The sequence below is a fragment of the Pseudomonas sp. NY15372 genome (assembly GCF_048068215.1).
In the GTDB taxonomy this organism is placed as follows: Bacteria; Pseudomonadota; Gammaproteobacteria; order Pseudomonadales; family Pseudomonadaceae; genus Aquipseudomonas; species Aquipseudomonas guariconensis_A.
The window spans coordinates 1-8,946 of record NZ_JBLUPY010000066.1; the positions used below are offsets into that span (position 1 = coordinate 1).

The window sequence follows — 8,946 nt, forward strand, 5'->3', positions numbered from 1 at the left end:
CGAGGGAACCCCGGAGCGCAGCGCAGGGGCCGGATGCAGGAGCCAGCGGTTTTTGCCTACTTTTGCCCAAGAGCAAAAGTAGGTCGCCGTAAAGGCGAAAAGCGCCAGTGGTGCCACCACCGAAAATGAATTTCACACAATCTAAAAGCCCAAGCCCCAAGCCCCAAGCCCAAGCCCTCACCGTTCCCGAAGCGCCTCTGTTCGCGCCTTGAGCACCGGCTTCAACAGATAATCCAACACACTTTTCTGCCCCGTGATGATATCCACCGTCGCCACCATCCCCGGAATGATCAACAAAGGCTTCTGGTCCCCGCCAAGGTGATTCTTCTCGGTCCTCACCTGAATCAGGTAGAACGCGTTGCCTTTGTCATCGGTCACCGTATCCGCGCCGATCAACTCGAGTGTGCCCTTGAGCCCTCCGTAGATCGTGTAGTCGTACGCCGTCACCTTGACCATCGCCGCCTGCCCCGGATGCAAGAATGCTACATCCTGCGGCCGGACCTTGGCCTCGATCAGCAGGTTGTCCTCGATCGGCACGATCTCCACCAGGTCGCTGCCCGGTTGCACAACCCCACCGATGGTGTTGACCTTCAGCAACTTGACGATCCCACGCACCGGCGACACCACCGTGGTGCGGTTGACCCGATCGTCGATGGCGATACTCGAGGCGGTGATCTTCGACAGTTCCGTGCGCTTGTCGTTGAGCTCCTTGGCTGCCTCGGAGCGGAAGGTCGCGTCGGATTCCTGGATCTTGCTCTTGATCTCCGCCACTGCCGCCTCCGCCCGTGGTATCGCCAGGCTGGTGGCGTTGAGCTGGCCGCGCGCCTCCACCGTGCGCTGTTTCAGGCGCAGGATCTCCACCGGCGAAATCGCCCCGGTGCCCACCAGCGGCGTCGACATGTTCAGCTCCTGCTGCAAGAGCCCCAAAGCCGAACGATACTGCTCGACCTTGGAGCGGAACTCGGCCAGCTCCTGGGTCTTCTGCCGCAGTTGTTCGTTCAGCGTCTGTTTCTCGCTGGCCAGGCGACGCTGGCGCGATTCGTACAAGGCGACCTCATCCTCGGCGACTTGCGGGGCCTTGGCGCGGACTTCGTCCGACAGCACCAGCGGGTGCCCCTCGGCTTCGGCCGACAAACGTTCGACCTGCGCGGTCAGGGCGTAGCGATCGGCCTCGCTTTCACCCTTGTTGGACAAGAACCGCGTATCGTCCAGGCGTAGCAGGGTCGCGCCCTTGTCGACCATCTGCCCTTCGCGCACGAAGATCTCGGTGACGATGCCGCCTTCCAGGTTCTGCACCACCTGCACCTTGCTCGAAGGGATGGCCTTGCCTTCGCCCACGGTGACCTCGTCGATCACCGCGAACTTGGCCCAGGCCAAGGCCACCAGCAGGAGGCCGGCAGCCAGCCACACCGTCAGGCGTGACAGGCGCGGGGAGTCCTGCAAGGTCGCGCCGGCCAGCTCCGGCATGTAGTCGCGCTCGGCGTGCTTGCCCAAGCGCGGGAGGTCACTGCGTACACTGGGCTCGATAGCCATGGAAACCTCCTAGAGCGCCGCGCCGATGCGGCCCTTGCGCAGGGCGTCGACGACCGCATCCTTGGGACCGTCGGCAACGATCTTGCCGTTGTCCAGCACCAGCAGGCGATCTACCAGGCTGAGCATGGATGTGCGATGAGTGACCAGCAGCACGGTCTTGCCTGGCACCCATGCCAGCAGGCGTTGGCGCAATTGCTCCTCGCTGCTGTTGTCCATGTGGCTGGTGGGCTCGTCGAGGATCAAAATCGGTGGCTCCAGCAGCAATGCACGGGCCAGTAGCACGGCCTGGCGCTGGCCGCCGGAAAGCAGCTGGCCGCGTTCGCCCACCGGGCGGTCGAAGCCCAGTGGATGCAGGCGCGCCAGCTCGCTGACGCCGGTCAGCTCGGCCACTTCCAGCATGCGCGCGTCGCTGACGTGGCGTGCGCCGAGGGTGAGGTTGTCGCGCAGGCTGCCGGCCAAGAGCGGCAGATCGTGGGCCACGTAGCCCATCTGGCTGCGCAGATCGGCAATGTCCAGCTGGCGCAGGTCCAGGTTGTCGAGCAACACCTGGCCTTCGTCCGGGTGGTGAAAACCCATCAGCAGGCGGGCAAGGGTGCTCTTGCCCGAGCCGCTACGGCCAATGATGCCGATGCGCTCGCCCGGCTGGATGCTCAGGCGCACGTCCTGCAGTGCCAGGGCGTTCTGCCCCGGGTAGCGGAAATTGACATGGTTGAGGGCCAGGCCGCCGTGCAGCGTGGTGTGTTCCAGCGCCTGGTGCTCGGCCTGGCGTTCCTGGGGCAGGGCCATCAGTGCATCGGTGCTGCGCATGGTCAGTTGGGCCTGCTGGTAGCGGGTGATCAGCCCGGCGATCTGGCCCAGGGGCGCCAGCACGCGGCTGCCGAGCATGTAGCTGGCGACCAGGGCCCCGACACTGAGGTTGCCGGCGATGATGCTGTAGACCCCGGCGACGATGGTGGCCATGCCGCAGAATTGCTGGATGAACAGCGTGCCGTTGCTGGCCAAGGAGGACAGGTTGCGGGCATGGACGTCGAGGCGGGCGATGGCGCCGTTGGTGTGTTCCCACTGGTATTGTCGCTCGCTCTCGGCGCCGCAGGCCTTGAGGGTCTCAAGCCCGCCCAGGGTCTCGATCAGCAGGGCCTGGCGTACCGAGCCCAGACTCAGGCTTTTCTGCACCGTGTCACGCAGGCGTGTCTGGATGAGCAGGGCGAAGCCCACGGCCAGCGGGAAGGCCAGCAGCGGGATGAGCACCAGCCAGCCGCCGATCAGGCCGATCACCAGCAGCATCAGCACCACGAACGGCAGGTCGATGATGCTGGTCAGGGTCACCGCGGTGAGGAATTCGCGCAGGCCCTGGAAGTCGTGGATGCTCTGGGCGAAGCCGCCGATGGTGGCCGGGCGCGCCTTCATGGCCATGCCGGTGATGCGTTCGAAGAGGGTCGCCGACAGAATCAGGTCGGTCTTCTTCCCGGCCTGGTCCAGCAGATGGCCGCGCACCATGCGCAGCACCAGTTCGAACGCCGTGCCGACGAACAGCCCGCCCACCAGGACCCAGAGGGTCGAAAGGGCCTGGTTGGGCACCACCCGGTCATAGGTCTGCATGACGAACAGCGGCACCATCAGCCCCAGCAGGTTGATCAGCAGGCTCGCCAGCAAGGCGTCGCCATACAGCCAGCGTGAATGCCTGAGCGTGTCGCGAAACCAGGCATCGACCCGGGGCATCAGCGGCGTGCGCAGGTTTTCCAGGGTATGCCGCGGGCGGGCGAACAGCGCCTGGCCGGCGTAGGCTTGCTCCAACGCGTCGCGTTCGACCCATTGTTCACCGCCGTCGGCTTCGCAGGGCAGTAGCAATGCCCGGCCATCCTCGCCCCAGCGCTGCAATACCGTGCTGCGGCCATCGTTCAACAGCAGCAGCACCGGCAGGTTGAGCGTTGAAATGGCGGCCAGCTCGCGCTGCAGCACCCTGGCCTGCAAGCCCGCGCGCGCGGCGGCGCGGGGCAGCAGCGCCAGGGGCAGGCGCTGGTCGGCCAAGGGCAGCCCGCTGCACAGGCCGGCACGGCTGGCCGTGCAGCCATGCAGCCTGCACAGGATCAGCAGGCCATCGAGCAACGGATCATCAACATCCAGGCGCGGTTGCGCGCTTTGCATACTGGTCACGATGGCCTACTCCTGCCACAGGGGGAGGAATCCGTTCCGGACGAACAGCCTGGCGCGGGCGAACACTACCGCATGTCAGGTAACCGGGCTTCGTTGCGTACTTCGCTCTTGGCAATGGCTTCCGGCGGCAACGAGACACGTTGCTTGCTCAGCAGCTCGCCCATGTTCGCCAGCACCCGGTACATCGAGAACTCCTCGGTGTAGCGCACCTCGGTGTAGCGGCGGTTGGCGTTGTACAGTTCGTTCTCGCTGTCGAGCACATCCAGCAAGGTGCGCTGGCCGAGGCCGAACTGGTCCTGGTAGGCCGCGCGTACGCGCTGGGTGGTCTCGGCGTACTCACGGGCGGTCGGGGTCTGCTTGCGTGCGTTGTTCATGGCGTTCCAGGCCAGGCTCAGGTTTTCGTTGAGCTCGCGCAGGGCATTGTTGCGAATGTCCATGGCCTGGTTGATCTTGTGCGCGTCGGACTGCAGGCGTGCCTTGTCGCTGCCGCCGCGGAACAGGTTGTAGTTCAGCTCCACGCCGGCCTGCCAGTCGTTATTGTCGTGGCCGCGCTGGCCGGCGGTGTTGTTGTTGGCGCCGGTGGCCAGTACCGCGTCCAGGCGTGGGTAGAAGGGCGACTTGGCCACTTCGTACTGCTGCTCGGCGGCATTCACGTCGGCCTGGGCCGATTTCAGGTAGGGGTTGTTCTCCAGCATGCCCTGGCGCGCTTGCTCCAGGGTGGTAGGCATCTCGCCCTTGATGGTCACTGGCGTTTCCAGCTCGTCGGGCATGCGCCCGACCACGCTGTAGAAGTTGGCCTCAGCGTCGGCCAGGTCGACCTCCGCGGTGTCCAGGTTGTTCTCGGCCAGGGCACGGCGGGCACGGGATTGGTCCAGGTCCGCGGTGCTGCCCACGCCGCGTTCGCTGCGCAGGCCGATTTGGTCGTTGACCCGCAGGTGTGCCTGCAGGTTGTTCTTGGCCAGGGTCACCAATTCACGGCGCTTGAGCACCTCCAGGTACACCTCGATGGCGCGTAGGGCCACGGTCTCGGCCGTGGCCTGGGTGTAGTAGGCGCGTGAGTTGGCCACCGCTTCGGTGCGGCCCACTTCGTTGGCGGTGTTGAAACCATCGAACAGCATTTGCCGCAGGCGCAGCTCCGACTGGGTATAGGTCAGGGTTTCCTTGTTGTGGTTGCGCGAGCCGTCGGCGTTGAAGCCTCGGGTATTGGTGTTGTCCGAGCGTTGGCGACCGTAGCCTGCGACCAAATCTACGGTCGGGTAGTAACCCCCGCGCGCGAATTTCACATCCTCGTCAGCGGACAGCCGGCTGTTACGGCTGGCACTGATCTCCGGATGCTGGTCCACAGCGTTCTGGACGGCCTCGGTGATCGACATCGCCTGGGCGCTGGAACATGCCATGGCCAACAGGATTGCACTGGTGATGGGGGTTAGAACGCGCATGGGGTACATCTCCCTGACTTGAAAGGTGCTGCAATCGCCAAAAAAATGGCGAAAAATGAGGATCAAACCGTTTCAGGTTTGTAACAACACAGCTAAGAACATTTACTGGCCTAGCTAAGAAGATTTCTTCATAAGGGTTATGCGAAAAAAAACTTATGCGGTCTAAGAAATACCGGACATTGTTCTATTCAAGTCGTCCGGTGATTCAGCGCTAGGCGTTGTTTTTCGGGCCTCTCGGAAAAGTTCCCGTTTTTCTTGCAGCATAGGGCAGGGGAGTCGCGCAGGGATACAGGCAAAATGATATTTGGCGACATTTTATTGACATGTGTCATCTGGCCATCTCGTTTTGTCGTGTTCCTCGTCGAGCGTCGGGCAATGGTCGTGATTCGCTGTGCAATCACGCGCCTGGCGGACCGATCCGCACTTCCTCGACAGGCCTCAAGCTGCAGGAGCCCGTCGGCAGCAATGGAGGCGTGGATTCATGGCTAAATCACTCGGTGTGGTCAGCAAGATTGTCGGTCAGGTATTCGCGGTTGGCAGCGACGGCACCCGCCGCCTATTGGTCGAAGGCGACCGCCTGTTCGCCGGGGAGCAACTGGAGACCGGCGTCGCCGGAGCGGTGGCGGTGCGCCTGAGCAATGGTGCCGAGCTCACCCTGGGACGCGACAGCAGCCTGGAGTTGACACCGCAGTTGCTGGCCAATCGGGCAGGTCACGTGCACACACCTGACGCGGTGACCCCTACCGAGGCCGACCTCAGCGATGTGCAACGTCTGCAAAAGGCGATCGCTGCCGGCGCCGACCCAACCCAGGACGCCGAAGCGACTGCAGCCGGGCCCAATAGTGGCAACGCGCCTGGTGCCTTGGGCGGCGGCCACAGTTTCGTGTTGCTGACCGAAGTCGCCGGCCGTGTGGATCCGGTAATTGGCTTCCCCACTGCTGGGTTCAACGGCATCCCCGAATTCGAAGACCTCGATGTCGGCGATATCCGGTTCGATGACGAGCGGCCGCCGGCCGTGGACAATCCAGTGAGTCTGCAGGGCCTGGACGTGGCCGGCAGCGAGTTGACCCTGAACGAGGCCAACCTGCCCCAGGGGTCGGCCAGCAACGCGGGTTTGCTGACCCAGGCCGGTACGTTCACGGTGCTGGCTCCGGACGGTGTGTTCAACCTCAATGTCGGTGGCATCAATGTCGTCACCGGTGGCGTCGTGACTGGCGTAGGTCAGTCGCTGACCACTGGGCTGGGCAACGTCCTGACCATCACCGGCTACGACCCGGTCACCGGTACGGTCAGCTACAGCTACACCCTCACGGGCGCCCATGGGCATTCTCCGGCAAATGGGGCAAACGCGTTGGCGGAACATTTCAACGTGCAGGCCAGTGATGCCGACGGCGATGTGGCCAGCGGCAGCCTGGATGTGCGCATCGTCGACGATGTGCCACGGGCCGTGGATGACGGCAACCCACTCAGCGCGAATGAAACCCAGCAGGTGCTCACCGGCAATGTGCTGACCAACGATGTACAAGGGGCCGATCGTGTGCCGCAGGGGCCGATCACGGCTGGCACGTTCGTCGGGACCTACGGCACCCTGGTACTCAAAGCCGATGGTTCCTACACCTATACGCTCAACAGCAGCGACCCGGATTTCATCAACCTGCATGGCGGTGGCACTGGGGTAGAGCAGTTCACCTACACCTTGACCGATGCAGATGGCGATACCAGCACGGCAACCCTGGTGCTCGACGTCACCAACCTTGATGACTCGGTCACCTTGGGTGGCCTTGACGTGAACGGCAGCGAACTGACTGTCCATGAGCGCAACCTGGGCGATGGCAGCAGCCCTGACGCAGGTGCACTGACGCAAGGCGGCAGCTTCACCGTGGTCGCGCCCGATGGCCTGCAAGGCCTGACCGTGGGTGGCATCGCCGTGGTCAGTGGTGGCCTGACGGCAGGTTTCCCGCAGTCGCTGACCACCGCGCTGGGTAACACGTTGACCATCACCGGCTACAACCCCAGCACGGGTGTGGTGAGCTACACCTACACGCTCATCGACAACGAAACCCACCCGAACGCCAATGGTGCCAATGGCCTGGGCGAGAGTTTCACGGTCGTCGCGACCGATACCGACGGCAGTACGGCCACCGGCAACCTCGATGTGAACATCATCGACGACCTGCCGACCGCAGCGCCCGACAGCAACGCGACCACGGCCACCGAGCAACACACCACACTGACCGGCAATGTCCTGAACAACGATACCCAGGGTGCTGACCGCGTCCCGAGTGGCCCGATCACCGCCGGCACCTTCGTCGGCACCTATGGCACCCTGGTGCTCTCTGCCGATGGTTCCTACACCTATACGCTCAATACCAGCGACCCGGACTTCTTCAACCTGCATGGTGGTGGCAGTGGCATAGAACAGTTCACCTATACGCTGACCGATGCCGATGGCGATGTCAGCACGGCGACATTGCAGTTGAACGTCGCCAACCTCAACGACCCGGTCACCCTTGGCGGCCTGGAGGTGAATGGTGGGGAGCTGGTCGTCCAGGAAAGACACCTTGGCGATGGCAGCAGCCCGGATGCTGGCGCGCTGACTCAAGGCGGCTCGTTCACCATTACAGCGCCAGATGGCTTGCAGGCGCTGGTCGTGGGTGGCATCAACGTAATCAGTGGTGGAGTGACGGCGGGCTTCCCGCAGTCGATCACCACACCGCTGGGCAATACCCTGACCATCACCGGCTACAACGCCAGCACTGGCGTAGTGAGCTACAGCTACACGCTGACCGACAACGAAGCCCATCCAAATGCCAACGAAGCCAACAGCCTCAGCGAAAGCTTCACGGTAACGGCTACCGATACCGATGGCAGCACAGCCACCGGCAACCTCGATGTGAACATCATCGACGACCTGCCGACTGCCGTAGGTGACAGCAACCTCGAAACCGCCACCGAGCAGCACACCACGCTCACCGGCAATGTGCTGAGCAACGATACCCAGGGCGCCGACCGCGTCCCGAGTGGCCCGATCACCGCCGGCACCTTCGTGGGCACCTACGGCACCCTGGTGCTCTCTGCCAATGGTTCCTACACCTACACACTCAACACCAGCGACCCGGACTTCTTCAACCTGCACGGCGGCGGCAGCGGTATAGAACAATTCACCTATACGCTGACCGATGCCGACGGCGATGTACGCACTGCAGTGTTGGAGCTGAACGTCACCAACCTCAACGATCCGGTCACTCTGGACGGTCTGGGCGTACAAGGCGGTGAACTGACTGTCTACGAGAAGAACCTGGGCGACGGTAGCAGCCCTAATGCTGGGGCGCTGACTCAGACGGGTTCCTTCACAGTCACCTCCCTGGATGGCCTGCAAACCCTGACCGTGGGCGGCATCACTGTCGTCAGTGGTGGCGTGGTCGCGGGCTTCCCGCAGTCCGTTACGACCGGGCTGGGCAATACCCTGACTATCACCGGCTACAACCCCAGCACCGGGGTGGTGAGCTACAGCTACACGCTGACCGACAACGAAGCCCATCCAAATGCCAACGAAGCCAATAGCCTGAGCGAAAGCTTCACGGTCACGGCTACCGACACCGACGGCAGCACGGCCACCGGCAACCTCGATGTGAACATCATCGACGACCTGCCGACTGCCGTGGGTGACAGCAACCTCGAAACCGCCACCGAGCAGCACACCACGCTGACCGGCAATGTGCTGAGCAACGATACCCAGGGCGCCGACCGCGTCCCGAGTGGCCCGATCACCGCCGGCACCTTTGTGGGCACCTACGGCACCCTGGTGCTGTCGGCCAAT

At 63.4% G+C, this 8,946-nt stretch carries 4 protein-coding genes; 1 reads left to right on the forward strand and 3 read right to left on the reverse strand.

Going from position 1 to position 8,946, the window contains the following annotated elements:
- Window positions 1–177: 177 nt before the first annotated feature.
- The 3 genes from ACNFG0_RS22620 to ACNFG0_RS22630 form a co-directional block, all read right to left on the reverse strand.
- A complete protein-coding gene (locus ACNFG0_RS22620) occupies window positions 178–1,533 on the reverse strand; it encodes an HlyD family type I secretion periplasmic adaptor subunit (RefSeq protein ID WP_196156147.1) in 1,356 nt (451 codons plus the stop codon).
- 9 nt (window positions 1,534–1,542) lie between these two features.
- Complete coding sequence (locus tag ACNFG0_RS22625) at window positions 1,543–3,678, reverse strand: type I secretion system permease/ATPase (RefSeq protein WP_416766494.1); 2,136 nt, start codon at window positions 3,676–3,678, stop codon at window positions 1,543–1,545.
- A 74-nt stretch (window positions 3,679–3,752) separates the two neighbouring features.
- Entirely contained in the window at window positions 3,753–5,126 is a 1,374-nt protein-coding gene (locus ACNFG0_RS22630; RefSeq protein ID WP_196145576.1) for a TolC family outer membrane protein, read from the reverse strand.
- A gap of 481 nt (window positions 5,127–5,607) precedes the next feature.
- Here ACNFG0_RS22630 and ACNFG0_RS22635 point away from each other — a divergent pair.
- A partial coding sequence (locus ACNFG0_RS22635; RefSeq protein WP_416766492.1) for a retention module-containing protein occupies window positions 5,608–8,946 on the forward strand: 3,339 nt, incomplete at its 3' end.

Coding starts and splice junctions, on each gene's coding strand:
- ACNFG0_RS22620 (WP_196156147.1), bottom strand. CDS start 1,533: ATGGCTATCGAGCCCAGTGTACGCAGTGACCTCCCGCGCTTGGGCAAG.
- ACNFG0_RS22625 (WP_416766494.1), bottom strand. CDS start 3,678: ATGCAAAGCGCGCAACCGCGCCTGGATGTTGATGATCCGTTGCTCGAT.
- ACNFG0_RS22630 (WP_196145576.1), bottom strand. CDS start 5,126: ATGCGCGTTCTAACCCCCATCACCAGTGCAATCCTGTTGGCCATGGCA.